This window comes from Variovorax sp. J31P207 (genome assembly GCF_030316965.1).
Lineage (GTDB): Bacteria > Pseudomonadota > Gammaproteobacteria > Burkholderiales > Burkholderiaceae_C > Variovorax > Variovorax ginsengisoli_B.
This window is the reverse complement of the sequence record NZ_JASZYN010000002.1, coordinates 43,648-68,526: the sequence shown is the minus strand read 5'-3', so window position 1 is coordinate 68,526 and position 24,879 is coordinate 43,648. Positions and strand designations below refer to the sequence as shown.

Sequence of the window (24,879 nt, the reverse complement as noted above, 5' to 3'; positions counted from 1 at the left end):
GGTCGATTCAATCGAGGCGGATGTTGCTGATGTCGATGAACACCATCTCGGCGTCGAGCATCGGCCGCCCTTGGTCGTCTCTCATGTACGCGCGCCGCCGGGTCGGGAACTTGATGCCGGCGGATTCCCGTACCTGGTCGACGTACTGCGCTGCCGCAAACCCGCCGGCGACATCGACCCGGTAGTCATGCCGCCGCAGCAGGCCGTCATCTCCGAAATAGAACTCTTGCCTGGTGCTGTGACTGGCGATCGCGGCCGGAAAGGTCGCACGCAGTCCGCGCCAGCTTTCGTTGCCTTCCTGCCAGGGTTCGATGTCTTCGACGACGAATCCAGGCATCGCAAGGGCGAACGGCGACGTGAGATAGATCCACAACGCGTAGCCGTTGAAGTAGGCGCGCTGCAACGGGTCCCAGGGTGTCGCCAGCGCGTGGCCGGCGAAGGACGACCGCGGGTCGCGGCGCTCTGCTACCACGGTGCCGTCCAGCTTTTCGATGGCGACGCGGTCGGCTGTGAATCTGGTGCGCTGGTCGGGCGCCCCGAACGGCCAAAGGGATGCCTGCTGCTCGTGCAGCGAGACGGTCATTTCCCGCGGCGTCGGGTCCTGGGGCATTCCCTTGCGGACGAACAACTGCCCGCCACTGACGATCGTGGCCTGGACGCTGTCGAAATTGTGCCAACGGTCGAGTCCGCCGTGGGCGTCCATGGCCTCTGACAAAAGCTTGTTCATGGCTTTGCTCCTTGCTTGGATGAAAAGTCTCAAAGACGGGTCACGTCGCGCACGGCCGCCGCGAAGGCTTCAGGTGCCTCCTGGGGCAGGTTGTGTCCGATGCCGCCGCTGACCAGCCGGTGCTCGTATGGCCCCGAGAACTTCTTCGCGTAGGCGCTGGGTTCGGGATGCGGCGCACCGTTGGCGTCGCCCTCCAGGGTGATCGTCGGTACCGCGATGACCGGCGCCTGCGCCAGCCGTGCCTCGAGCTCGCGAACCGACTTGCTGGCTGCCGATCAGATAGCCGCTGACGGAGACCAGCGCGGTGACCCGTTCGGGCCACAGCGCCGCCACGATGCAGGCCGTTCGCGCGCCCCAGTCGCAGCCGGCAACCGTCGTCTTCTCGATCTTCAGTGCGTCCATCAGGGCGATGACATCGACTGCCAGCGCGCTCTGCTGACCGTTGCGAGGGGTCTTGTCCGAAAGAAACCGGGTCCCGCCGTACCCGCGCAGGTACGGAACGATCGCCCGGTGGCCGGTCGCGGCCAGCAAGGAGGCGACGTCGGCGTACGTATGGATGTCGTAGGGCCAGCCATGCAGCAGAATCACCGGCGCGCCGTTGGCCGGGCCGATCTCGAAGTACTCGATGTCGAGGACGCCGGCGACGATGTGCTTCAGCGGCCGGAGGCGCTTCAGCGGCGATGCCTGCTGCGTGTTGGGCGAACCCGCGGCCTTGGCGAAAGCGGTCCCGGTGGTGAGCCGGGTGGCGAAGATGCCGATTGCCGTGGCGCCCAGGAATGAGCGTCTGGGCAGGGAAGGGCTGTCTGACATCGTGAACGTCCTTTCGAGTCTGGGAGGAAGATTTCTGGATCCAGGATGGCGTCGATGTCGTCCGGACCCGCATTCATGCCATGGCGTGAGCGCCAGAAAGCCGGCCCTCAGCGTGCACCGCAACGCTTTGCCTGGTCATCCTGCGCATGCTTTGCGGTGGTTGGCCCAGCGATCGAACGAAGGCCCGGCGCATTCGCTCGGGGTCCCCGAAGCCCGCCTCCTCGGCGATGACTCCGAGACTCAGATTGCCCGCGTCGATCATCGCGCGGGCCGCCTCCACGCGCAGGTTCTCGATGGCATGCGCGGGTGACTGACCGGTTTCGGCCTTGAAGGTCCGGCTGAACTGGCGCGGGCTCAGGTGGGCGACTTCGGCGAGATCCTCGACAGACAGAGGGTCGCGCAGATTGGCGCGCGCATGCGCCAGGGTTTGCTGGATGCGATCGGATTTCGGCTCCAGTTCGAGCAAGGCCGAGAACTGGGACTGCCCGCCTGACCGGCGGTGATACATCACGAGCTTCTTCGCAACCAAGCGGGCGACGTCGATCCCCAGATCGTCTTCAACAAGGGCGAGCATCAGGTCGATGCCTGCGGTCATGCCCGCGGAAGTCCACACCGGGCCGTCGTGGACGAAGATGCGGTCCGCCTGCAGCTTGACCCGTGGATGGCGCTGCTGCAGTTCATTGGCGAACGCCCAGTGCGTGGTGGCCAGTCGCCCGTCGAGCAAGCCGGCGTCGGCGAGGCCGAATGCGCCTGTGCAGATGCTCGCGATGCGGCGCGCACTGTGCTGGCGGGACCCGAGGAAGCGACGCAGGTTGTCCGATGTCGGCTGGGGGGCCAATGATCCGGTCATCACGATGGTGTCGAACTGCGTCGAATCGAGGGGCGTCGACGCGACCTGCACCCCCGACGAACTCTCGACCAGGCCACCATCTTCGGACAGCAATGCGACCTGGTAGAACGGGTGCCCCAGGGACGCGTTGGCGAGTTCGAAGGCAGCGATCGCCGCCAGATCCAGGATCTGGAAGCCGGGGAAGATGAGGATGGCGACGCGTTTCATGATGGGCCGGGGTGACGAAGCTGTGCTGTCGAACATGCGCGATCAATGTGGACGCCCGCTATTCTCCCAACCACCCCCGAGCGCAAGAAACACGTTGACCTGGTCCGATGCCAGCTTGCTGTCCGCGGCTGCGACGGACTGCTCGACGACGGTCAGCGTGCGCGTCGCATCCAGCACCGGCAGGAAGCCTTGCCTGCCGAGGGCAAACAGCTGTTGCGTGTCTTCGGCCGCACGGCTCGCCTTCTCGCGGGCCGCCTCGAGCAGGGCGCGCCGCTCCAGGTCGCGGGCGTAGATCTCCAGTGCACTCTCTGCTTCCTTCAATGCGTTCAGCACGGTGCCGTCGAAGCGGGCGAAGGCGATCTGCTGGTCGGCATCCGCCGCGCGGATTCGGGCCTGGATGCGAGACCGATCGGGAAACTGCCAGCTGATCAGCGGCCCCAGCGAGAACTTCAAGGTGTCGGTATCGAGGAAGTTCTTGTTGAGCCCGACCGAGCCGATCGATGCGCCCAGCGTGATCTTCGGGTAGAGATCGGCCGTGGCGACGCCAATTCGGGCAGTGGCCGAATGCAGTTCGTACTCGCTGCGCCGGATGTCGGGGCGGCGACGCAGCAGGCCCGCGCCGTCTCCCACTGGAATCGGCCGCGCCAGACGCGGTTCCTGTTCGCACGACTGCACCGCGCGCGGGAAGTCTTCGGGCGCGTGACCGGTCAGCACCGCGAGCCGGTAGAGCGCCACCCGCTTCTGTGCGTTCAGGACGGGAAGGGTCGCGCGCACCTGGTCCGTCTGGGCCGACGCGCGGGTGACGTCCAGCGTACTGCCGCGGCCGGTCCGGAACAAGGTCCGCGTCAGTTCGGTGCTTTTCTCCTGCAGGGCCACCGAACGCTCTGCCACCGCGATCTCGCGTCCGAACGAGCAGACATCGAGGAAGGCACGGGTGGTCTCGGCGACGACCGTCACCCGTGTCGTGTCGTAGGCCGCGCGTGCGGCACCCGTGTCTGCGTTCGCCGACTCGATGGTCCGCGCGATCTGGCCGAACAGGTCGACCTGGTAAGACACGCCGGCGCCCAGGCCGTAGACGAAGTTGTTCGACAAAGGCTTTCCGGGCCTGAGTTCTTCTTCTGCCGAACGACGCCCATAGGTGGTCGTGGCCAGCAGGGTGGTGGTCGGGTTCTTCGCAGCGTCGGCGTAGTCCAGGCCGGCGAGGGCGCGTTCGATGTTGCCGGCTGCGGCGCGCAGGTCGGTGTTGGCGTCCAGGGCTTCCTGCACCAGCCCGTCCAGCGTGGCGCTTTCGTAGAGTCGCCACCAGTCTCCCGGGACGGGCTCGGGATCGAAGGCGGCATTGCCCGCGCCGAGGAATGGCCCGTTCGCGACCTGGCTGCTGGCGACCGCGCCGGCCGGACGTTCGTAGTTCGGCCCCACGGCGGCACAGGCCGTCAGCACGGCGGCGGCGACGAGCATGAAGAAGCGACGGATCATTTCAGTACCCCTTGGCCACGCTGAGGTCCCTGCCGCGCGGCGCCTCGACCACCTCGACGGTCGCCGTGCGGCCCATGATCAGGCGCGCATCCGGCGGCACGTGGTCCAGCTGCACCCGCACCGGGATGCGTTGCGCGAGCCGGACCCAGTTGAAGGTCGGATTCACGTTGGCGAGCAGGTTCGAGCTGCCGCTTCGCTCCCGGTCCTCGATGCCGGCCGCGATGCTGTCGACATGGCCCTCGAGCCATTGGGTCTCACCGATCATGCGCACGCGCACCGGAGCGCCGACGCGGATGCGGCCGAGCTTGGTCTCCTCGAAGTAGCCCTGCACGTGCAGCGAGTCCTGGTCGACCAGCGCGAAGACCGGGCGGCCCGCCGTCGCGTAGGCGCCCGGGCGCAGGTCGAGGTTGGTCACCCAGCCATCGACCGGGGCCTTGACCTCGGTGCGGGCCAGGTTGAGGCGTGCAGTGTCCAGCGTCGACGCGGCCTGCTGCAGACTCGCTCTGAGCTGATCCACCTTGCTGCTGCCTTGCTCCCGCGACTCGGCAGGCACCAGGTCGCCGAGCGCGATGTTCCGACGGTTCTCGCGCCGGGCCTGATCGATCTGCACGCGCAACCCCTGCACCGTGGCCTCGGCCTGCTCGACCGCGAGCTGGTGGCGCGCGCGGTCGATGGTGAACAACACGTCGCCCCGGTGCACCGCCTGGTTGTCGTGGACGGCGACCCGTTCGACCAGGCCCGACACATCGGGTGCGATCTGGATCACGTCCGCGCGCACACGGCCGTCGCGCGTCCAGGGCGCCTCGCGGTAGTGGTCCCATGCAAGATGACCGACGACGATGGCGGCGGCCACGATGGCCAGCGTCAGCACGATGCGGCCGATGGTTTGGAGCGAGGATTTCATGTCGATTTCATCCCAGGAAAGCAAGCAGCGGGAGGTCTGGCGTGCTGGCGGCGAAGGCGACGCCGCCCCACAGGAGCGTGAACAGCGCCAGGTCGACCAGCGCCGGGTGCCATACCAGTCGGTACGCGCCGATGCGCGCCAGGACCTTGCGCAACGCAAGCAGCAACGCGCCGGCGACCACAGCTGAAGCCAGCCCCACGTTGACGAGGATTCCGAACAGGCTGATTTCGGCTAGCACGGCGCACGCTCCGGGTCGTCGAGGGGCGGCGCCTCGGGAAACAAGCCTCGACGAAGGCCCGTCGCCGCGGCCAGGCCCCTGAGGCGCAATGCCCCGCCGCCAAGGGCGAGAAGCTGCCGGATGGTGTTGTCCAGCGCAGCAAGCAGAGCGCTTGACGGCTGTGCCGGACCTTTGCGCGCCTGGCTGGCGAAATGCGCCGAGAGCTGCCTCATCAGCGCGTCGACGGCCGGTGCGAAGGGGGCGCCTTCGGATCCGCCCGCGAGCTCGCGCAGCGTCGCCGTATTGACGCCGAGGCGCAGGTCGTTGAGCGCATCCGCTCGACCCAGCCCCGAGGCTCCGCCCAGGCGCGCGAGGCGCGGGATCAGCAGGCCGACGCGATCGAGCATCCGGCTGGCCAAGGCGTCCGCACCCGGCGGCGTGTGCCCTGCGGCCAGCGCCGCGAGATCGCGCCATCCTGCGCGCAGGATGCGGGTCGCGCTGGTCTCGGCGCTCACGACGCGCATGAGCGAAGTCACCAGGAGCGCGATAAGGCTTCCGGCCACTGCGCCGATGGCGATGTTCATGAAGCTGTCGAAGTCGGCACGGAGCGAGGGTTGGAGAGCGAGCAGCGTCTGCGAGATGAGCGCGAAACCCAGGGCCCGCAACCAGTGCTGCGGTGTGGCCAGGAACAACGCGGTGCCGAAGTAGAGCGGCGACAGGGCCAGCGCGAACGCGCCGAAGCCGTCGACCGCCGGAAGGATCGCAAAGACATAGAGTGCGGCGACGGGCGCGGCGATCAGCGACCAGGCCACCATCGACTTCTGCATCGGACGGGGATCGTCGACAAAGGCGAAGACGGAAGAGCCGGCGGCCGCGAGGCCGATCATCGTCGCGCCCTGTGCCCAGCCGACGGTGATCGCTGCAGTCCCCGCAAGGGCCACCGCCACACCGGCCGCCAGGCCGGCGTAGGCGGCCAGACCATGGTCCACATGCAGATGCCGCCGGCCCTGTGCGTCAGCGAGCTGCCGCGTCAGCGGGTCCTGCTCGAGGACCGGGTCGCGAATGAAGGGCATGAGATGAAGACAGTCGTTCCAGGCCTCTGCGAGTTCGGCCAGGCGCTGGACCGCGCTTGCCGCCAGCATCTCGGTCCACGCGGGCAGGGTGCCGGGCGCGGGCAGCGCCTGCTGTCCTGCGGAGACCAGCCGGGCAACACGGTCCTGGTCGCCATCCGTGGCCTGGTCGATCCATTGCCGGACTTCCGCCACGTGCTGCGCCAAAGCGGGCGGCATGGCGTTGCCGATGGCGCCGAGCCGATCCTCGACGGCGGACATCAAGGGCAGCAAGGCGACCAGGCGCGTTTCGAGCGCCGAGATGATGCGGCTGTCCGCCGCGCCCGCATCCGCATCGAAGCGCTGGCCGTCGGCGAGCTGGTGCAACTCCGTGAGGTCGGCGGCAACCCGCCGGCGGGCGGCCTGTTCCGCGGGCGTCGACCCTTCGGGCGACAGTGCCGCGGTCATCCAGGCGCGTGCATCCTTCAGGATCGCGCCCAGCCTGGCGTCCATCTGGGACTTGAGCGAACGGGGAAACAGCAGGCTGTGCACCAGCGCTGCGCTGCCCGCTCCGATGACGACCTCCTCGATGCGCGCGACGCCGACGTCGAAGAGTTGCGAGACGTCGCTGATCAGCGGCAGCCCCACCAGGGCGACGGTGTAGCCGGCCAGCAGGAAGGCATAGCTGCGGGGGCTGCGGTCCAGCAGCGAGACGTAGATGCACAGCCCCACCCAGGCCCCGACGGCAGCGATCATCAGCCCGGGCGTCTGGACCAGCGTGGGCAGGATCAGCATCGAGGCGATGATCCCGAAAACCGTGCCCGCTGAGCGGTACAGCGCGCGGGAGACGACGGAGCCGGAGGCAGCGCCCAAGGGTTGGCTCACGATGAACACGGTCAACGATGCCCACCCGGGGTTCGGCAGACCGGCACTGAAGGCGACATACAGGGCCAACAGCGCCGCCAGGGTGCAGTTGGTCGCGTAGATCACGCCGCGGGTGTTGAAAGCGCTCATGGCGAGGATGGATCGTGAATGCCGGGACGATGGCACCGGCTGCTCATAGCGTAGGGTTGCGGCTCGTGATTCGGAAGCCCTGCGCGGCACAGAACGTTATTGCGCTGGCTGCAATAAATTCGGGTCGATGCGCCCGCGCATTGTTCCGATTTGATCAATAGCGCATTCACAGCGAACGTCTTTGTTCGCGATGCAACGGTGACTACATTGGGCGCATCTACCTTCAACCGGGAGATGGCAGTGACCGAAGCAACCTCCACCCTCCGTCTGAACACCCGCACCGCACATGCCGCTCATGCCAGCCGCTTCGAGTTGTGGTTCCACTCCCTCTTCAACCAGGGGCGCGGCTTCGCTTTCGCGTGTGACGCCGAAGGCCGGGTGAGCATCGAAGAACTCTCGGAGCGCGGCCGCCGCAACTATCTCTTCGCCAGAGCGATGGTCGGCCGCGAGTTCGCGACCCCGAGTGTTCGCACGGCCACGATTTCTCTTCACTCCTGATCGAGCAAATACGCCATGAAGCATGAATATCGATACGCGGAGCATCGTCCCCACGCCTACGCCTGGGAAGAAGAGGCCGCATCTTCGTCCGATGCCGCAACGCCTTCCTCGTCCGCCGAGGTCGGCTGCATGCATCGGGAAGCCCAAGACGATCCGGTCTGGGACAACTGGAAATCGGTACGTGATGTGGGTTGACTCGTCCTCGGGTGATCCCCATGCCGACACGACCGAGGATGCGCGCGGACTTGCGAGACGCGCTTCTCTTGCTTCAACCAAAGACCCAGAGGAAGAACATGACTGATCACGTAACCGTCGACACCGCCCAGGGCGTTCTGACCATCACTCTGGCTCGGCCCGAGAAGATGAATGCAATCACCAATGCGATGTACGGAGCCATGGCAGATGCCGTCGCTGGCGCTGAAGGGAATTCTGCCGTTCGAGTTGTTCTGATTCGAGGCGAAGGCGCCATGTTCACTGCTGGAAATGATCTGGGTGAATTCGCCGCAGAGGCAAGCGGCGAGACGGTACTGCAGGAGCGCCACGTCGTCCGATTCCTTCGCGCTCTCGCAGGGTGCTCCTTGCCGGTGGTGGCCGCGGTGAACGGACGCGCCGTGGGCGTGGGGACGACCATGCTGCTCCACTGCGATCTCGTGCTGCTCGCTGAGGATGCCCTTCTGTCTACGCCGTTCGTCAACCTTGCCCTGGTGCCGGAGGCTGGGTCGAGCTTGCTTCTTCCTGCTCGCATCGGGCACGTTCGCGCATTCCAGATGTTTGCGTTGGGCAAGCCCATTTCAGCTGCTCAAGCCCTGGCCTGGGGCATTGCCAACCAGGTGGTGCCGACGGCGGAACTTCATGAGGAGGCTCGGCAAATTGCGCAGGCGCTGTCCAGGCAGGCTGCCGGATCCTTGAAGGCGACGAAAAGCCTCATGCGCCATGCAGAAGCCACCGCGGCGGCGCAGATGGAAAAGGAAACCGCACAGTTCACCGAGCGGCTCAAAAGCCCCGAGGCGCGTGAAGCGTTCGCCGCATTTGCGCAGAAGCGGGCGCCTGATTTTTCGCGGATTGCACGATAGCGACGCCGCTTCGCTCCCTCATCGGTGTCGCGACGCCGATGAGGAAGCGTTCATGCCCGGCTCGAGTGCGTCAAGGTGAATCCCTCGACATGCGCGAGTTGGGACAGCTCGTCTCCTATCGTGCTCAGGGCGCTGGTTCGTGCGCTCGAACTCGCGAAGATCAGGCACTGGATTTCGAATTGAGTGCCGTCGAAACTGATGGCGACGCTCTCGGGCGGGATTTGAAGTCCGCGCTTGACCAGGAAGCGATGGACCTCCTCGGGACTCGGTTTGTGTCCCTTGCTGAATCGAAATGTCCCTGTCATCGCCGCATGGGCGGGCAGACGCTGCTCGATCCGCGGCACGACGGCCGTGCAGACCACGAACAGCGCCGTCAGTCCGATGGCCGGCACGTAGAACCCCACCCCCACCAGGATACCGATCGCAGAAGACCCCCAGATGGATGCCGCGGTCGTCAGTCCGCGCACGTTGTGACCGCTCTTGACGATCAGACCCGCGCCCAGAAACCCGATGCCCGTGAGGACGGCGCCGATGACCTTGGTCGGATCGGCCGCGATCGGAAGGGTCTCGCTCCCCCAGTACCACATCGTCGGGTAGCCGGCCAGCAAGGTGACCGCGCAGGAAGTGGCGCAGACCAGGCAATAGACCTGGCTGCCCGCGGCGCGCCCGCTGAAATAGCGTTCGTAGCCGACAAACCACCCGAGCAGCAGGGCGGCGGCCATGTTGAAGACCATCCACACGCCCGCACCATGCCAGCTATTGATCAAGCCAAGTTGGAACACGTCGCCTCCTTGTCGCCATGAAGGCAGTGGACCAGGGTCGTGTCTTCATTCGCGGGCCCGTCGACTAGCGAGATTGCTTCGCGAACAGACCAGCCGACTCTAGGAAATCCACTCCCGACCGGCAAGGCGATGAAGTGCAAAACGCTATTTCGACATCTTCAATAGCAGGGGCGCCGGCCGCACGCGATCGTCCGAATTCCCCCAGGCTTCCCTCAGGCCGTCGAGCCCGTGACCTCCGCCATCAGCTCTTCCTTGCGGGTCTCGAGCTGCTCGCGCAGGGCCACCAGGTCCAGGCCGCGTGCTGCACGCGCCTTGACAAACATTTCATTGCGTTCTTCCTTGACGTGGTGGTCGATGTATTCGCCGAGCACGATGACCTTGGCGTCGAACATGTCATCGACATCCTCAGCTTCCTCGATCTGGGCGATCAGATCCTTGGCACTGGCATGCTCCACCTCGGCCTCGTCCAGCAGGTCGGTCTCCTTGATGGCTTCGCGAAGGGCAGGGTAGAAGATCTCTTCTTCGATCCTGGCATGGACTGTCAGCTCCATGCAAATTTCGTTGGCGAGTTCGCGTTTCTTCCGGGGCGCACTTGCGGCCTTGGACTTGGTGAGTTCGTCATAGGCCTTGAACAGCTTCTTCACCTTGCGATGGTCGGCATCCAGCAGCGAGCATGCATCGGGTTCGGCGCGTTTGGTGGTGGGCATCTATGGCTCCGGTTGGGTTGCGGGGAAAGGTACCGTGCGGCTCGGACCGGATGGCACACGTAGGATTTGGCCGCAGGTTCTTGACGGAGCTGCCGAGCGGTCGCTCGATGTGCCCTTTCGGGTTCCAAGGTTGACAGGAACAGCCGCCAAGCGCCTACGCGGCCTCGTCCACCTGGGGACCAGACTGGCCTTCAGCGATTCCATGCGAAGGACGAACGAACACCATGGCCACTGGCAGCAGAACACTCTGGAAGGGCGCCATCAGCTTCGGCTTGGTGCACATCCCGGTCGGACTCCACACGGCCACGACCGAGCAGGGCGTGGACTTCGACTGGCTCGACAAACGCAGCATGGACCCGGTGGGCTACAGGCGCATCAACAAGAAGACAGGCAAGGAGATCGCCAACGAGAACATCGTCAAAGGGGTCGAGTACGAGGACGGCAAGTACGTGCTCATTCTCGCCCGAAGAGATAGCGGCCGCTTACCCGCGCACGACGCAGACCATCGAGATTCAGCGTTTCATCGAGGCGAACGAGATTCCGTTCGTGTATCTCGAGCGGCCGTACTACGTTGCCCCGATCAACAAGGGCCAGAAGGTGTATGCGCTGTTGCGCGAGACGCTTGTGAAGACCGGCAAGGTGGGGCTGGCCAAGGTGGTGATCGCCACCAGGCAGCACCTCGCCGTGCTTGTGCCCTCGGGCGCTGCGCTGGTGCTGAACCTCCTGCGCTGGGGCGACGAGGTGAAATCGCTGGCGGGGCTCGACCTGCCCGCCGAGGGCATCAAGGGCGCGAAGCTGACGCCGGCCGAGATGAAGATGGCGGAGCAACTGGTCGGCGAGATGACTGGCCGGTGGGACGCGGATGACTTCAAGGACGAGTTCAAGCACGCGGTGATGAAGATCGTCGAGAAGAAGGTCAAGGCGGGTGACACGGAGACGGTGATCCAGCCCGAAGAAGAGGCCCCTCAGGACAACGCGAACGTGATCGACCTCACGGCGCTGCTGCAGCGCAGCCTGAAGGGCGGCAAGAGCGCTCCGAAGTCGGAGCCGGTGAAGAAGACCAAGGCTCGGACCCGCGCCAAGACGGCGGCCAAGGCCCCCGCGAAAGCGACGCGCAAGGCCGCGTGACCTCCGCTCGGTTCCCGCTAGTTCTTGCAGCCCCGGGCCGTAATGTGCTCGACGTAGAGCGCCGCCACGGCGTCGGACCATTCCTCGATGGCCTGGCGACGCGCCGAGGGTCCGTCCCGCCTGCGGGACGCCACGGGCGTCGGACGAACCGGCGGGAAATCCGGAACGGTTCTGCCTGCCCTGCGCAGGATGGCTTCCTTTTGGTCGATGGTGAGCATGTCTGTGTATCTCCAGCTGGCGGCCTGCCTTCGCGGGAAGCGCGGCTTCTGACGGCATGCTGGCATTGGCGCGCAAAGCCCACACGAACGGGGTGCGCAGCCGTCGCCAGTGCGCGTCGGTCCGGACGACGCGTGCCTGCAGGCGGATGGGCCGAGAAGCGGCGTCAGTGGCGCGCAGCGATCATTTCGGCGGGCTAGGCTTGCGGGGCACGTACACGGTCCTGGTGTAGTCCTCCTGGCCTGTAGGGTCCGGCGAGGGCGCCACTGGCGCGACGAAGTTGGCGAAGACCTCGTCGTCGAAGGATTGCTGCCGCCTGATCGGGGCGGCCGCGTGCCGCTCTTTCGAGGAAGCGCGCAGGCGCGCGAGGTCGGTCCTGAGCTCTTCGAGCGAGCGCATGGTGCCGGTACCGGCCTGGGGCGGCTCGTCCTCCAGACCGGTGCGGGGATCCTGCGCCGGCGTCGAGGCGGGTGCGCGCGGAGAAAGCAGGCGATCCATCCACGAGCGAAAGCCGCAGCCCCAACGGGTGAAAAATTGAGAAGACATGAGTCGCCTGAGAGTCTGCTGGTGGGTTGTAGAACTGCCTTGTCCTCGCCGCTGCAACGAGGCCGCCGGATTGCAATATGCAGTCGCAGGCAGGTGGAAGTTTTCGGTTGAAAGCTGCAGCGTGGGTGGGACACGTCCTACGTGACGCCATTCGCCGCCGCCGCGCCCGCATGGGCGGCCTCGAACTTGGTGCCATTCGTGCGATATGCACGCATCGACGGAGTCATGCCGTGCCAGACTCGTGGATATGGTGCGCGGTCTTCGCGCCACGGTCGAGACTCCTCAATGAAAACCCAATCGATGGCGGCAGAGAAGACCGTTCCTTTCATCAGATCCGCGTCAGCGGCCGAGGGCGCGCAGGACGATGCGCGTGCCGGCGGCCCTGGCGCGATCCATGCGTTGCCCGATGGCACCGAGATCGAGGGGTTCCGGATCCTGCGTCAGATCGGCGAAGGCGGCTTCGGCATCGTCTACCTGGCCTGGGATCTCGCGCTCGAGCGCCATGTGGCGATCAAGGAATACATGCCGGCCTCGCTGGCGGTGCGCGGCGCCGTGTCGCTCGAGGTGTCGATGCGATCCGAGCAGCACCGCGCGACCTTCGCTGCCGGCTTGAAGAGCTTCGTCAACGAAGCACGGCTGCTCGCCCGCTTCGATCACCCGGCGCTCGTGAAGGTGCTCCGATACTGGGCGGCCAACGGCACGGCCTACATGGCGATGCCGTACTACGAAGGCCCGACCCTGAAGACGGCGCTGGCGCAGCTCGGAACGCGACCACCCGAATCGCTGTTGCGCGAATGGCTGCTTCCGCTGCTCGATGCGCTGAGCGCGATGCATCGAGAGCAGTGCTACCACCGGGACATCTCGCCCGACAACATCCTCCTCACCGCCGCCGGTCCGCTGCTGCTCGACTTCGGCGCCGCACGCCATGTGATCAACGACCGGACACAGGTGCTGACCACGATGCTCAAACCCGGCTTCGCGCCGGTCGAGCAGTACGGCGGAACCATGCTGCAAGGCGCCTGGACCGATCTCTACGCGCTGGCGGGTGTGCTTCACTACGCCATCACCGGCCGGCCGCCGATCGCCTCGGTGGTGCGGGTGGTCAAGGATCCGGAGCAGCCGCTCGCGCTGACCCATGCAGGGCGCTACAGCGCGGCCTTTCTGCACGCCATCGATGCGGCACTGGCGGTTCGCCCGGAATCGAGGCCGCAGGATGTGTCGGAGTTCCAGGCGCTCCTCGATGCCGAGCCGAAGCAGGGCGCCTCACGCCGCCCTTCCGCTCGGCACGCGCTGATCCTGCTCCTGGTGTGCGCCGCCGCCGGAGCGGCCTTGTGGCTGGGCGGGCGGGCGCCGAACGTTGCCGGTCCAGTGCCTTCTGAAGTCCCTGTCGCCATCGAGCGGGGACCGAAGAATCCGATCCTGCCTTCCACGCCGGCACCCGTCCCGGTCGTTGATGCGCCGGCCGTGACGACAAGTCCGCAACCGCCGGCACGTGCCGCAGCGCGCAAGACCGCGCCGGCCTTGTCCACGCGGGGGGCGGCGGAGACGATCGGGGTTGCCGAGAAAAACCGCACAGTTTCCGAGGACCAGGCCACTGCGGCGTCCTACAGCCCGTCGGGTCGACCACCTAGATGCAGCGATCTCGTTTTGAAGTCTTCTCTGGAACCACTCAATCCCGAAGAAGCTGCATTTCTGAAGTCCCGATGCAAATAGACCGCCGTGCAAATCTCCATCAACATTTCCTCCGTCTGCTCTTCGGCGCCTTCCTATCGATCGGCCTGACCGGCTGCGCCACGCCACAACTCAGCGACCCGCCGCAACCGTTCGACCAGGCGGTCGCCACGGTGACCGATGCCCTGCTGAAGCAGGCCAGACCCAGCCAGGCCTTGCTACCGTTCGGACCGGCGCAGCCGGACAAGCAGGTCATCGTGCTCGATCCGACACTGGACGCCGGAAGCGGCCAGCAGACCGCCGGTACGCAGCGCCTGGATCGCGGCATTGCTGCCCATGCGGCCGCGAACTTCAAGCAGATCGAGACGCTCGCATTCAAGGCAGCGAACCTTCCGCGTGCGCAGTACCTTCTTGCCGGCACGCTGGCCCGCGAGGACGCCGGCCTGCGCATCAGCCTTGCCCTGGTGGACCTGAAGGATGGCACCGTGGCCGCCCAGGCCTCAACGCTGGCGCGGACGAACGATGTCGACATGACTCCGCTGGCGTACTACCGCGACAGTCCCGTGCTATTGAAGGACGACGTTGTCGAGGGCTTGGTGCGGACCAGCCGCGCGACCCGCGGCGAGAAGGCCGATGCGGTCTATCTCGCGCACATGGCGACCGGCACCGTGATCCACGACGCCAACCAGCTCTACAACGCGGGGCGCTACCGCGAGGCGCTCGCCCAATACCGCCGCGCCTCGGCGACGCCGGGCGGAGACCAGATCCGGGTGCTCAACGGCATCTACCTCACGACCCTCAAGCTGGGGCAGTCGGCGGATGCGGAGGATGCATTCGGGCGCGTGGTGGCCTATGGGATCGCGCACACCCAGCTCGGTGTGAAGTTTCTGTTCAACCCCGGCACGACCGCCTTCTGGTCGGACCCCAAGGTCACGAGCGCGTACCGCATGTGGCTGCGACAGATCGCCAGGCAGGGCGGCGGCACGCAGGTCTGCATGGCCATCGTCGGCCATTCGAGCAAGACCGGACCCGAAGAGGTGAACGATTCGCTGTCGCTGCGCCGCGCGCAGTACATCCGGCAGCGGCTGGTCGCCGAGTCCGCGGAGCTGGCCGACCGGACCCGGGCCGAGGGCCAGGGCTCGCGCCATAACCTGGTCGGCAGCGGCACCGACGATGTGGTGGACGCCCTGGACCGGCGGGTTGAGTTCTCCATCGTCGAGTGTGGCGCCTAGCGCGCGCGGGTCGCCGAGGCCTTGACTGACAACCACTCCACGCTTGCGATGACTTGGTAGCGCCCGCCGCCTGCCTACCGTGCTCTTCGAAGCGCTTCGACGGAGCGTTCCCAACCCTTCCCGATGCGGGCAACCCAAGGAGATGACATGGCAACAGACGACGGCCAACTCGGCAATGGCGTTCCCAACAGAGACCCGATCACCGGCGCGCCGGGCGCCCACCCCGTGGGCACCGGACTGGGTGCGGCGGGCGGTGGCTTGGCCGGCGCTGCTGCCGGCTCGCTTGCAGGGCCGATCGGCACGGTGGTGGGCCTGGTCGCCGGTGCAGTGGTCGGCGGGCTGGGCGGCAAGGCCGCGGCCGAAGGCGTCAACCCGACCGCCGAGGATGCCTACTGGCGCGAGAATCACGGCCGCCAGCCCTACGTGGCCGCGGACCGAAGCTACGAGGACTACGCGCCGGCCTACGAGCTGGGCTGGTCCGGCCGCAGCACCCGCGGCACCGATTTCGAAACTGCCGAGCCGATGCTCGCGTCCGACTGGGAAACCAGGCGCGGCGCGTCGGACCTCGCTTGGGCGGATGCCCGGCCGGCGACCCGGGCCGCCTGGGAGCGCGCCGACGAGGTCTACTACGCTAAGCAGGCCAACGGCAGCGACATCGTGAGCCACGAAGATCTGTCGAACGACGACGTGGTCGACATCCTGAACGACCTGCTGGAGAACGCGCGCGACGGCGAATATGGATTCAAGACCTGTGCCGAGCAAGTCGAGAGCGCGGCGGCGAAGCAGCTCTTCGCCAGCCGCGCTGAAGGCTGCCGGCAGGCGGGCGAGGCGTTGATGCAACTCGTGCGTGCCTACGGCGGCGAACCGGCGTCCGGAGGAACCGCGGCCGGTGCGATGCATCGGGGCTGGGTGCAAGTCAAGGGCAGCGTCGGTGCCGACAGCGAGCTGTCGATTCTCGAGTCCTGCGAGCGCGGGGAGGACAGCGCGGTGGCCCGCTATCGGAAGGCCCTGAAACAGAGCCTGCCGGCCGATGTGCGCGTCGTCGTTCAGCGGCAGGCCGATGGTGCGCAGCGCAACCACGACCAGATCCGCGATCTGAGAAACGCGGCACGCGCGCGCGGCTGAGCGCCGCTGGGCCGCTGGTCAGCTCTTCGCGAACGCCAGCAGGTCTGCGCTGACCTCGTCCTTGCGCGTCGTGCACATGCCGTGCGGCGCACCCTCGTAGACCTTCAGCGTGGCGCCTTTCACGAGCTTGACCGACAACAGCGCCGAATCTGCGATCGGCACGATCTGGTCGTCGTCGCCATGAAGGATCAGCGTCGGCACGTCGAACTTCTTCAGATCCTCGGTGAGGTCGGTTTCCGAGAAGGCCTTGATGCAGAAGTAGGAGGCCGGCATGCCGGCGGCCATGCCTTGCAGCCAGAACGATTCGCGCACGCCTTCCGAGACCTGGGCGCCGGGCCGGTTGTAGCCGTAGAACGGCATGCTCAGGTCCTTCCAGAACTGCGAGCGGTCGGCCAGCACGCCGGCGCGGATGCCATCGAAGGCCTCGAGCGGCGTGCCGCCCGGGTTGGCCTCGGTCTTGACCATCAGCGGCGGCACGGCACCGATCAGCACCGCCTTGGCGACGCGCGCCGTGCCGTGGCGCCCGATGTAGCGCGCAACCTCGCCGCCGCCGGTCGAGTGGCCGACGTGGATCGCGTCCTTCAGGTCGAGCTGCCGCACCAGCGCCGCCAGGTCGTCGGCGTAGGTGTCCATGTCGTTGCCCTGCCAGGGTTGGCTGGAACGGCCATGGCCGCGGCGGTCGTGCGCGATGCAGCGAAAGCCCTGCGAGGCGAGCGCGAACATCTGGTCCTCGAAGGCGTCGGAGGACAGCGGCCAGCCATGGCTGAAGACGACCGGCTGGCCGCTGCCCCAGTCCTTGTAGAAGATCTCGGTGCCGTCGGTGGTGGTGATGCTGCTCATGAGAGTTCCTGTGGGTGAGTGGAGCCTCTACTTTCGGCCTCGCGCGTTGCACCGGCATTGCAGTCCGCAGGGCCGTGTTTCACCTGCAACCGAGCGTCCGCGCCAGCGTTTCGGCCAGTTCCTGCAGCCCGAGCGGCTTGCGAAGGAGGGCGACGACGCCGGCATCGCGCGCTCGTTGCTCCAGTGCCGCGCCAACGTTGCCGCTGACCAGGATCACCGGCAAACCGGGGCGCAGCGCAAGCAGCCGCCTGGCGAGTTCGCTGCCCGCCAGGCCCGGCAGCATCTCGTCGGAGAGCACGCCGTCGAATCGTTGCGGGTCGGCCTCGAAGGCCTCCAGTGCGCGTTCGCTCGAGTCGAAGCCGACCGGCTCGTAGCCCAGCTCGGCCAGCAGTTCCTCGGCCAGTTCGACCAGCGGACGCTCGTCGTCGACCACCATCACGACCTGGCCGGCGCCGCGCGGCCAGGCGGGGTCGGGCCGCGGCGGCAACGCAGCCGCTTCGCCGCACACCGGCAGCCAGACCGTGACCCGGGTGCCTTGCCCGGGCTCGGTCGCGATGTCGATCGCGCCGCCCAGGTCGGCCACGATGCCGTGCACCATCGAGAGCCCGAGCCCTGTGCCTTCGCCGACCTTCTTGGTCGTGAAGAAGGGATCGAAGGCACGCTGCAGCACTTCGGCCGACATGCCGCGCCCGGTGTCCGACACGGCGAGCCGCACGTAGGCGCCGGCCGCGAGCTCGCCTTGCAGCAGCGTCTTCGGCGAATCGGACTGCACGCGCTCGAGCCGGACCTCGATGGTGCCGGCGTCGCCGATCGCCTGGGCGGCGTTGGTGCACAGATTCATCACGACCTGGTAGAGCTGCGTGCCGTCGCCGAGCACCGCCGCCGTGCCGGCGTCCAGCCGGGCATCGAAGCGGATCGCCTCGGGCAGCGTCGGCCTGAGCATCGCGACCGCTTCCTCGGCCACTGACTGGACGTGGATCGGGACGCGCTCCGCGACCCCGCTGCGGCTGAAGTCCAGGATGCGCCGCACCAGCACGCGGGCCCGTGCGCCGCCCTGCATCACGCGGTCGATGTAGCGCCGCATGTCGCTGCCCGGCGCGGCGTGCTGCTGGGCCATCTCGCCGAAGCCCAGGATCGCGCCGAGGATGTTGTTGAAGTCGTGGGCGATGCCACCGGCCAGGGTGCCGAGCGACTCCAGCCGCTGGGCCTTCTGGAGCCGGGCCTGGAGCGCCGCCTTCTCGGCTTCGCCGGCCTCGAGCCGCCGCAACTGGCGCAGCAGGCCGGCGATGGTGACCACCACCAGCGCCGTCAGCAGCAGCGTGCGGATGATGGCGCTGCGCATCTCGTCGTGCCAGGGACGCAGGGCGTGGTCCTCGTCGCGGGTGAGGGTCAGGGTCAGCGGCCGCTTGCCGACGCCCACCGCCGCCACCAGCTTGGCCCGGCCGTCGACCGGACTGACCGAGCGATCGATCAACGGCGCGCCCTTGAAGGCCGTCAGCTCGGGGTAGCGCCGATTGGCGTCCATTCCCGTCGCTTCGGGTTGCCGCACCACCAGCGTGCCGTCGTCGAGCGTCAGGATCAGCGCGCCGCCTTCGCCCAGATCGATCGCCGAATAGGCGGCCTGCATCTCCTGCAGCGTGACGATGGCGGTGACCACGCCGTCGAAGGTGCCGCCCGGCGTGTTCAGTCGTCGCGACACCACCAGCGCCGGTTGCCGATCGGTCCGCGTGACCACGGGTTCGTTGATGAAGAGACCGCCCGCCGAGCCCTCGCGCTGGCTTTGGAAGTACGGCCGATCTGAGACATCGGCCAGCGCCTCGCCGGTAACCCGCGATCGGTGGCGCTGCATGCCCTGGGCGTCGACCAGGGTCAGCACGCTGACCTGCGACACCCCGACCACGCGCGACGCCAGCGCCGTGGCGACGGCGTCCGCAGGCAGGTCGCGGCCGGTGGTCTCCCACCATTCGCCGGTGTCGCGCAGCAGGACGTCGACGGCCTGCAGGGTCCTGGCGCCCTGTTCGGCCAGGGCCTTGGCCAGGTTGCCGAGTTCGCGCTCGTTCGCGATCATGATCTGCTGGTGCAGCCGCCAGCCATCGTAGATCGCCGAGCCGGCGAAGGCCGCGACCAGGACCACGCCCGCGGCAATGATCCGCTGCCTCAGGCGCTCGCCCGACGTCATGCGGCTAGAGGGCGGCCGCCACGGCGCCGAGCAGTTCTTCTCGAGAGCAAGGCTTGGCCAGCAGCCGGCTGACGCCCAGTGCCTGGGCGATGTCCGAATCGCGCCCCAGGCTGCGGCCGAGCCGGGTCGAGATGCCGATCACGGACGCGTGCGGATAGGCCGCATGCACGGCCTGCAGCGCCTGGGCCGTCCCTGGGCCCGGCGCCCGTGGGTGCGGCAGGTCGAGGATGACCAGATCGACCTGGTCGTCGGGAGCGGGGTCGTGGCGCGGCGGCGAGCGGACCTCGTGTCCCTCGCCGGCCAGCCATTCGGAGATCAGCATGCGCATCGCGCTATCTTCCTCGATAACCATGATCTTCGACATGAAATCAGTCCTGTCCGTTGCCGGGATGTCGTGGCACCCCCTGGGACCGATTGGCGCCGATGCCGGTGCCAGGGCAATGTCAGATCCGGGGCCGGAGATTTCATTTGTAATCGACCCGTAGGCCTGCGTAGGATCAATTGAATTACGCTTCGAACGACATGAACACAGCCTCCCCCCACATCCTCGTCGTCGATGACGATCCGGCGCTGCGAGAGCTGCTGTCGGCCTACCTGTCGGAGAACGACTTCCAGGTCACCGCCGTGGCGACCGGCGCCGAGATGACCGCGGTGCTGCAGGACAGCGTGATCGACCTGGTCATGCTCGACCTGCGGCTGGGCGGCGAGGACGGCATGCAACTGGCGCGCGGCCTGCGCGACACCAGCGAGGTGCCGGTCATCATCGTGACCGGCAAGCAGGACGAGGCCGATCGGGTGATGGGGCTGGAGATCGCCGCCGACGACTACGTCACCAAGCCTTTCAGCAACCGCGAGATGCTGGCGCGGATCCGGGCGGTGCTCCGCCGCTACCAGTCCCGGGCCGACGCCGCGCCCCTGGGGCGCAGCACCAAGCGCCGGGCCTATCGCTTCGCGGGCTGGGAGCTCAACCTGCTGGCGCGGCGGCTGACCTCGCCCGACGGGCAGCGCGTCGAGCTCAGCAACGGCGAGTTCAACCTGCTGCTGGCGCTGTGCGAGCAGCCGCAGCGCGTGCTGACGCGCGACCAGCTGCTGGAGCTGTCGCGGCTGCACGGCGCCGAGGTGTACGACCGCTCGATCGACGTCCAGATCCTTCGGCTGCGGCGCAAGATCGAGGTCGATGCCTCGGCGCCGAAGATGATCCGCACCGAGCGCGGTGCCGGCTACGTGTTCGAGCCGCAGGTGCAGGTACTGCACTGAGCCAAGCCCTCGGCGAGGGCTCACCTCCCGCTTCCGGCTCAGGACGCGCGGCCGGTCTCGAACAGGAACCAGGCGCGCCGCTCGGCCTCGTCGATCCAGTTTTCCAGCAGGCTCGCGGTGGCGACGTCGCCGTGCTCGTCGCACAGCGCATGGGTGGCGCGCATGTAGTCGACCAGACGCAGGTTGTCCTCGCGCAGCTCGGCCAGCATGTCGCCCGGGGTGACAAAGGGCGCATCGTTGTCCGACAGCCGCTGGTGGCGCGAGATGTCGCCGATCGAGCGCAGGGTGCTGCCGCCGAGCTTGCGGGCGCGCTCGGCGAGCGGATCGGTGAGGGCGAAGATCTGGTCCGACTGCTCGTCGAGCATCAGGTGGTAGTCGCGAAAGTGCGGGCCGGACATGTGCCAGTGGAAGTTCTTCGTCTTCAGGTAGAGCGCGAAGCTGTCCGCCAGCAGGGCCGCGAGGCCGGCGCCGATGTCGCGCCTGGCCTCGGCGCCGAGGGCGGTCGGGGTGCGCAAGGGCGCCTGGCGGCGGGCGAGGGTGGATTCGAGCGTGGTGGTCATGAAAGCGGCCTCAGTGAATTGCATCGGGGTTGGAGATGGACGGCCGGCCGATGCGTTGCCGGGTCCATGGATGCACTGTGGGGTGCGCGGGTTGCCGCGTCGTGTCATGGCCGGCGGCCATGTTGCAGTTGAAATGTCCGCACCGGCATCTGATGCGAAGCCGAAATGCGGCCGACCGAGCATCGAGGCTCCACGACCAAGGAACCTCGCCATGAACACCCCCTCCCATCCCGTGCAGCCGCCCTGGCACGCCAATCCCGGCCCTGCGCCGATCCAGGCGGTCGCGGCGGCCATGCTGCTCAAGCCCTCGCTGATCCTGCTGCTGGCCGGCGGCGCCGGTGCTTCGGTGGCGGCGCTCTACTACAGCCAGCCGATGCTCGGCATCCTCGGGCCCGACATCGGGTCCTCGGCCCGGGCCGTCGGGCTGATGCCCACGCTCACGCAGGTGGGCTACGCACTGGGCATCTTCTTTCTCGCGCCGCTCGGCGATCGCTTCGATCGGCGCCGCATCATCCTGCTCAAGGCCGCTGTGCTGTGCGCGGCGCTGCTGCTCGCCGCGGCGTCGCCCTCGCTGTCGGTGCTGCTGGTCGCCAGCCTGGTCATCGGGCTGGCGGCCACGATGGCACAGGACATCGTTCCGGCTGCGGCCACGATGGCCCCGGAAGTCCATCGAGGCAAGGTCGTCGGCACGGTCATGACCGGCCTGCTGCTCGGGATCCTGCTGTCGCGCGTGGTCAGCGGCTTCGTCGCCGAGCATTGGGGTTGGCGCGCCATGTTCGCCCTGGCTGCGGCGAGCATCGCGCTGATCGGCGCCTGTGCCTGGCGCATGCTGCCGGCCTTCAGGCCGACCACGCACCTGTCCTATGGCGCGCTGCTGGGCTCGCTCGCCAGCCTGTGGCGTCGGCATGGGGCACTGCGCCGCGCCACCTGGGCGCAGGGACTGCTGTCGGTCGGCTTCAGCGCCTTCTGGTCCACCCTCGCCGTGATGCTGCATGGCGAGCCGTTCCACCTCGGTGCGGCTGCCGCCGGGGCCTTCGGCCTTGCCGGTGCGGCCGGCGCGCTGGTCGCGCCGATGGCCGGCCGTCTCGCGGACCGACGCGGCCCCGAGCTGGTGACCCGGCTGGGCGCCGCGCTGGTCGTCCTGTCGTTCGCGGGCATGGCCTTCGCCGGGCTGCTGCAGCCCGGCGCCCAGCTCTGGCTGCTGGCGGCCGGCGCGGTGGGCTTCGACCTGGGCATCCAGGCTGCGCTGATCGCGCACCAGACCATCGTCTACGGCATCGATCCCGGCGCCCGCAGCCGCCTCAATGCGGTGCTCTTCACGGGCATGTTCATCGGCATGGCGGTCGGTTCGGCGCTGGGCGCCCTGCTGCTCGCGCAATGGGGGTGGATCGCGGTCACCGCGCTGTCCACGGTCGCGGCCTCGGCCGCCCTGGCGCTGCGCATCTGGCCGCAAGCGAAGCCGGGGAGCCTGGCGTCATGAACGATTCGGGAATCCGCAAATACGAACATCCCGCCGGCGGCTGGGATGCGCTGGGCGCCGTCGCCAAGGCCATCCATGGCCAGATGAACGCGATCTCGGGCACCCGCATCATGCTCAGGAACAACCAGCCCGACGGCTTCGACTGCCCGGGCTGCGCATGGCCCGACCCGAAGCACACCTCGGCCTTCGAATTCTGCGAGAACGGCGCCAAGGCGGTCACCTGGGAAGCCACCCGCAAGCGGGCGACGCCCGAGGTGTTCGAGCGCCACACCGTCACCGAATTGCTGGCCTGGAACGACCACGACATCGAGGACCTCGGGCGGCTCACGCACCCGATGGCCTACGACGCGGCCAGCGACCGCTATGTCGCGATCGGCTGGGACGAAGCCAATGCCCGGATCGCCGCCGTGCTGAATGCGTTGCCGGACCCTGGCATGGCCGAGTTCTACACCTCGGGCCGGGCGTCGAACGAAGCGGCGTTTCTGTATCAGCTCTTTGTGCGCGCCTACGGCACGAACAACTTTCCCGATTGCTCGAACATGTGCCACGAAGCGACCAGCGTGGGGCTGCCGCTGTCGATCGGCATCGGGAAGGGCACGGTGTCGCTCGAAGACTTCGACCATGCCGACCTCATCATTTCGATGGGCCACAACCCGGGCACCAACCATCCGCGGATGATGACGACGCTGCATGCCGCTGCCCGGCGCGGCGCGCCGATCGTGGTCTTCAATCCGCTGCGCGAGCGCGCGCTGGAGCGCTTCGCCGCGCCGCAGGATCCGATCGAGATGGCCACCTTCGGTTCGACGGACATCGCCAGCGACTACCTCCAGGTGAAGGTGGGCGGCGATGCCGCGGCGCTCAAGGGCATCATGAAAGGCGTGCTCGAGATCGATGCCGAGGATCTCGCGGCAGGCGGACCCGGCGTGCTCGACCGCGCCTTCATCGCCGAGCACACGCAGGGCTTCGAGGCGCTGGCCGAGGACCTTCACGCGACCGCCTGGCACGAGGTGGTGCGGGCTTCGGGCCTGGGCAGCGAGGCGCTGCGAAAGGTGGCCCGCCTCTACTGCAATGCCGAGGCGGCGATCATCGTCTTCGGCATGGGGATCACCCAGCACCGGCTCGGCACCGACAACGTCCAGCAGATCTCGAACCTGCTGATGCTCAGGGGCAACTACGGCCGGCCCGGCGCCGGCATCTGCCCGGTGCGCGGCCACTCCAACGTGCAGGGCAATCGCACCGTGGGCATCGACGAGAAGGCGCCGCTGGCGCTGCGCCAGGGCATCGAACGGGTCTATGGCTTCGCGCCGCCCGCCGAGCGGGGGCACGACGCCGCCGAGGCGATCGAGGCCATCGCGCAAGGACGATCGAAGTTCCTGATGTGCCTGGGCGGGAACCTCGCGGTGGCGATGGCCGACCCGACGCGGACCTTCGCGGCGATGCGCGGCCTGGAGCTGGCTGTGCACGTCGCCACCAAGCCCAATCGCTCGCACCTGCTGGTGGGCAGGCAGAGCATCCTGCTGCCTTGCCTCGGGCGCACCGAGCTCGACCTGCAGGCCGGCGGCGTGCAGTCGATCACGGTCGAGGATTCGATGTCGATGGTCCATGCGTCGACCGGCCGGCTGCCGCCGCCGTCGGACCAGGTGCGCTCCGAACCGGCGATCGTCGCCGGCATCGCGAAGGCGGTGCTCGCGGGCCGGCATGGCATCGACTGGGATGGCATGGTCGCCGACTATGGCCGCATTCGCGACGGCATCGAGAGCGTGCTGGCCGGCTTCGAGGAGTACAACCTGCGGATCCGGCAGCCGGGCGGCTTCCGGCTGCCGATCGGGCCGGCCGAACGCCGCTGGCACACGGCGTCGGGCAAGGCGCAGTTCATCGTGATGCCCGGCGTCCGGGAAGATCCCCGCGTCGCGGGCGCCGGGGTGCTCACCCTGACCACGCTGCGCAGCCACGACCAGTACAACACGACGATCTACGGCTTCGACGACCGCTACCGCGGCATCTTCGGACGCCGGGACGTGGTCTTTCTGCATGCCGACGACCTGGCGGCGCAGGGCATCGCCGCCGGCGATCGCGTCGACCTCGAGGCGGTGCCCTTCGATGGCGAGGCAGCGGCGCCGGGGGCGGTGCTCAGGAACCTGACGGCGGTGGCGTACGACATCCCGAGGGGCTCGGCTGGCGCCTACTATCCCGAGGCCAACGTGCTGGTGGACCTGTCGCACCGCGACCCGCAGAGCGGAACGCCTTCCTACAAGTCGGTGCCGGTGCGGCTGCGGCCAGCGCGCCCGACGCCGGGATCGGTGTCATGAACGCGATCCCGCTTCCCCTGTC

23 protein-coding genes and 2 pseudogenes are annotated in these 24,879 nt (G+C 67.6%); 10 read left to right on the top strand and 15 right to left on the bottom strand.

From position 1 onward, the window contains the following. Positions 1-7: 7 nt before the first annotated feature. The 7 genes and pseudogenes from QTI68_RS05900 to QTI68_RS05870 all read right to left on the bottom strand — a co-directional run bounded on the left by QTI68_RS05900 (position 8) and on the right by QTI68_RS05870 (position 7,254). Positions 8-703: a hypothetical protein gene (locus QTI68_RS05900; protein ID WP_286520305.1), complete on the bottom strand. Its 696-nt coding sequence runs from the start codon at positions 701-703 to the stop codon at positions 8-10. A gap of 53 nt (positions 704-756) precedes the next feature. Further along, a pseudogene (locus QTI68_RS05895) lies at positions 757-1,537 on the bottom strand (alpha/beta fold hydrolase). A 73-nt stretch (positions 1,538-1,610) separates the two neighbouring features. Continuing rightward, positions 1,611-2,594, bottom strand: coding sequence for a GlxA family transcriptional regulator (locus tag QTI68_RS05890; RefSeq protein WP_286521534.1), 984 nt, complete (start codon positions 2,592-2,594; stop codon positions 1,611-1,613). Between the two features lie 42 nt (positions 2,595-2,636). Continuing rightward, complete coding sequence (locus QTI68_RS05885; RefSeq protein WP_286520304.1) at positions 2,637-4,052, bottom strand: efflux transporter outer membrane subunit; 1,416 nt, start codon at positions 4,050-4,052, stop codon at positions 2,637-2,639. Between the two features lie 19 nt (positions 4,053-4,071). Next, positions 4,072-4,974, bottom strand: coding sequence for an efflux RND transporter periplasmic adaptor subunit (locus QTI68_RS05880; RefSeq protein WP_286520303.1), 903 nt, complete (start codon positions 4,972-4,974; stop codon positions 4,072-4,074). A 7-nt stretch (positions 4,975-4,981) separates the two neighbouring features. Continuing rightward, complete coding sequence (locus QTI68_RS05875; protein ID WP_286520302.1) at positions 4,982-5,212, bottom strand: DUF1656 domain-containing protein; 231 nt, start codon at positions 5,210-5,212, stop codon at positions 4,982-4,984. Then, positions 5,206-7,254, bottom strand: a complete 2,049-nt coding sequence (locus QTI68_RS05870) for an FUSC family protein (RefSeq protein WP_286520301.1) — start codon at positions 7,252-7,254, stop codon at positions 5,206-5,208. The genes QTI68_RS05875 and QTI68_RS05870 overlap by 7 nt, the downstream gene beginning before the upstream one ends. Before the next feature lie 240 nt (positions 7,255-7,494). On the opposite strand from QTI68_RS05870, the gene QTI68_RS05865 reads away from it, so the two are divergent. The 3 genes from QTI68_RS05865 to QTI68_RS05855 all read left to right on the top strand — a co-directional run bounded on the left by QTI68_RS05865 (position 7,495) and on the right by QTI68_RS05855 (position 8,825). After that, a complete protein-coding gene (locus QTI68_RS05865) occupies positions 7,495-7,752 on the top strand; it encodes a hypothetical protein (RefSeq protein ID WP_286520300.1) in 258 nt (85 codons plus the stop codon). A gap of 15 nt (positions 7,753-7,767) precedes the next feature. Further along, on the top strand, positions 7,768-7,947 hold the full coding sequence (locus tag QTI68_RS05860; RefSeq protein ID WP_286520299.1) for a hypothetical protein: 180 nt from the start codon (positions 7,768-7,770) through the stop codon (positions 7,945-7,947). Positions 7,948-8,045: 98 nt separating this feature from the next. Next, on the top strand, positions 8,046-8,825 hold the full coding sequence (locus tag QTI68_RS05855) for an enoyl-CoA hydratase (protein WP_286520298.1): 780 nt from the start codon (positions 8,046-8,048) through the stop codon (positions 8,823-8,825). A 50-nt stretch (positions 8,826-8,875) separates the two neighbouring features. On the opposite strand, the gene QTI68_RS05850 is transcribed toward QTI68_RS05855, so the two are convergent. Continuing rightward, on the bottom strand, positions 8,876-9,547 hold the full coding sequence (locus QTI68_RS05850; protein WP_286520297.1) for an MgtC/SapB family protein: 672 nt from the start codon (positions 9,545-9,547) through the stop codon (positions 8,876-8,878). Positions 9,548-9,819: 272 nt separating this feature from the next. Next, positions 9,820-10,314: a hemerythrin domain-containing protein gene (locus QTI68_RS05845; protein ID WP_286520296.1), complete on the bottom strand. Its 495-nt coding sequence runs from the start codon at positions 10,312-10,314 to the stop codon at positions 9,820-9,822. A 224-nt stretch (positions 10,315-10,538) separates the two neighbouring features. Between QTI68_RS05845 and ku the strand changes: the two are divergent. After that, positions 10,539-11,442, top strand: a pseudogene (gene ku, locus QTI68_RS05840) (non-homologous end joining protein Ku). Between the two features lie 17 nt (positions 11,443-11,459). On the opposite strand, the gene QTI68_RS05835 reads toward ku, so the two are convergent. Next, a complete protein-coding gene (locus QTI68_RS05835) occupies positions 11,460-11,660 on the bottom strand; it encodes a hypothetical protein (RefSeq protein ID WP_286520295.1) in 201 nt (66 codons plus the stop codon). Positions 11,661-11,841: 181 nt separating this feature from the next. Further along, positions 11,842-12,204, bottom strand: a complete 363-nt coding sequence (locus QTI68_RS05830; RefSeq protein WP_286520294.1) for a hypothetical protein — start codon at positions 12,202-12,204, stop codon at positions 11,842-11,844. 285 nt (positions 12,205-12,489) lie between these two features. Between QTI68_RS05830 and QTI68_RS05825 the strand changes: the two genes are divergently transcribed. The 3 genes from QTI68_RS05825 to QTI68_RS05815 all read left to right on the top strand — a co-directional run bounded on the left by QTI68_RS05825 (position 12,490) and on the right by QTI68_RS05815 (position 16,232). Then, on the top strand, positions 12,490-13,917 hold the full coding sequence (locus QTI68_RS05825) for a serine/threonine protein kinase (protein WP_286520293.1): 1,428 nt from the start codon (positions 12,490-12,492) through the stop codon (positions 13,915-13,917). After that, complete coding sequence (locus QTI68_RS05820; RefSeq protein ID WP_286520292.1) at positions 13,908-15,107, top strand: OmpA family protein; 1,200 nt, start codon at positions 13,908-13,910, stop codon at positions 15,105-15,107. The genes QTI68_RS05825 and QTI68_RS05820 overlap by 10 nt, the downstream gene beginning before the upstream one ends. A 147-nt stretch (positions 15,108-15,254) precedes the next feature. Continuing rightward, entirely contained in the window at positions 15,255-16,232 is a 978-nt protein-coding gene (locus QTI68_RS05815; protein WP_286520291.1) for a ferritin-like domain-containing protein, read from the top strand. Between the two features lie 18 nt (positions 16,233-16,250). Here QTI68_RS05815 and QTI68_RS05810 read toward each other — a convergent pair whose 3' ends face one another. The 3 genes from QTI68_RS05810 to QTI68_RS05800 all read right to left on the bottom strand — a co-directional run bounded on the left by QTI68_RS05810 (position 16,251) and on the right by QTI68_RS05800 (position 19,615). Continuing rightward, complete coding sequence (locus QTI68_RS05810) at positions 16,251-17,072, bottom strand: alpha/beta fold hydrolase (protein ID WP_286520290.1); 822 nt, start codon at positions 17,070-17,072, stop codon at positions 16,251-16,253. A gap of 79 nt (positions 17,073-17,151) precedes the next feature. Then, positions 17,152-19,251, bottom strand: a complete 2,100-nt coding sequence (locus QTI68_RS05805) for an ATP-binding protein (RefSeq protein ID WP_286520289.1) — start codon at positions 19,249-19,251, stop codon at positions 17,152-17,154. 4 nt (positions 19,252-19,255) lie between these two features. Further along, entirely contained in the window at positions 19,256-19,615 is a 360-nt protein-coding gene (locus QTI68_RS05800) for a DNA-binding transcriptional response regulator (RefSeq protein ID WP_286520288.1), read from the bottom strand. A 158-nt stretch (positions 19,616-19,773) separates the two neighbouring features. Here QTI68_RS05800 and QTI68_RS05795 point away from each other — a divergent pair, with 158 nt between their 5' ends. Beyond that, a complete protein-coding gene (locus tag QTI68_RS05795; protein WP_286520287.1) occupies positions 19,774-20,508 on the top strand; it encodes a response regulator in 735 nt (244 codons plus the stop codon). A 38-nt stretch (positions 20,509-20,546) separates the two neighbouring features. On the opposite strand, the gene QTI68_RS05790 is transcribed toward QTI68_RS05795, so the two are convergent. Then, positions 20,547-21,068 carry a Dps family protein gene (locus tag QTI68_RS05790; protein WP_286520286.1) on the bottom strand — a complete coding sequence of 174 codons (522 nt, stop codon included), beginning with the start codon at positions 21,066-21,068 and terminating at the stop codon, positions 20,547-20,549. 292 nt (positions 21,069-21,360) lie between these two features. On the opposite strand from QTI68_RS05790, the gene QTI68_RS05785 reads away from it, so the two are divergent. Together QTI68_RS05785 and QTI68_RS05780 are read left to right on the top strand one after the other, a co-directional pair. Then, on the top strand, positions 21,361-22,548 hold the full coding sequence (locus tag QTI68_RS05785) for an MFS transporter (RefSeq protein WP_286521533.1): 1,188 nt from the start codon (positions 21,361-21,363) through the stop codon (positions 22,546-22,548). Next, positions 22,545-24,857: an FdhF/YdeP family oxidoreductase gene (locus tag QTI68_RS05780; RefSeq protein WP_286520285.1), complete on the top strand. Its 2,313-nt coding sequence runs from the start codon at positions 22,545-22,547 to the stop codon at positions 24,855-24,857. The genes QTI68_RS05785 and QTI68_RS05780 overlap by 4 nt, the downstream gene beginning before the upstream one ends. Positions 24,858-24,879: the final 22 nt, after the last annotated feature.